Raw genomic sequence first — 961 nt, forward strand, 5'->3', positions numbered from 1 at the left:
GAACTTGGATACGATGTCGCCGGCCTCTATCCGGCCGATACCGTCTTTCTGCGTGTGGGGCCGGAGAAGCTCGACTTGATCATCACCATGTTCCACGATCAGGGCCAGATCGCGCTGAAGACACTCGGTTTCGCCAACACCTCGACCGTTCTTGGCGGATTGCCGCTGCCAATCGTTACCGCCTCGCAAGGAACAGCCTACGACATTGTTGGCCAAAATCGCGCCGACCCCGCCGGCCTGACAGCAGCGTTTGATCTCGCGCATCGTCTTGCTATTGCTGCGCGCAAGGCAGCATAACAGGCGCAAAAGCTGATTTGCGCAAGGATCCAATGCATGAGACGGTCAACTTCGGTGGATGTCGCGCGGGAGGCTGGCGTATCGCAATCGACGGTGTCTCGCGCGCTCGCCGGCGACGGGAGGATTTCAGAGGAGACAAAGAAAAAGATTCGCAAGACGGCGGAGCGCTTGGGCTATACGCCAAATGGGATCGCGCGAAGCCTGCAGACGAAGAAGACGAATATGGTTGGCCTGATCATGGCCGATATCCTCAATCCGTTCTACCCGGCCGTCCTGGAAATCTACACCCAGAAGCTCAACGCCATGGGCAAGCAGCTCCTGTTGCTTTCCGTGCCCAAGGGTTTCGAAGTCGATGACGTGCTGCCATCGATGCTTCAGTACGAGATCGACGGTTTGATCGTCACGTCAGCTGTGTTGTCGTCGCGAATGCGCGACATCCTGCACAACAGGAACACTCGGGTGGTTTTGTTCAACCGCTCCGTCGACGACTTTTCGATCAATTCAGTGTGCTGCGAGAACAGGTCGGCTTCTATGGAAGTTGCCGCCCTTCTTGTTGCCGCAGGGCATAGGCGTATAGCCCTTATAGGGGGCCGCCCTGATACGTCGACCCACCGCGAACGTAGCGCCGGTTTTCAGGATGAATTGCGCCGCCATGGAGTCCAAA

General features: G+C 57.4%; 2 protein-coding genes. Both read left to right on the forward strand.

All coding sequences use genetic code 11. The annotated features are described in order from the left end of the window. The coding region (locus EN884_RS37040) for a 4-hydroxythreonine-4-phosphate dehydrogenase PdxA (RefSeq protein WP_206617769.1) at positions 1-297 on the forward strand (297 nt) is incomplete at its 5' end. Between the two features lie 54 nt (positions 298-351). Then, positions 352-961: LacI family DNA-binding transcriptional regulator (locus EN884_RS37045; RefSeq protein WP_164895464.1), on the forward strand; the 610-nt coding region annotated here is incomplete at its 3' end.

It is taken from the genome of Mesorhizobium sp. M7A.F.Ca.AU.001.01.1.1, from assembly GCF_004022735.1.
GTDB lineage: Bacteria > Pseudomonadota > Alphaproteobacteria > Rhizobiales > Rhizobiaceae > Mesorhizobium > Mesorhizobium ciceri.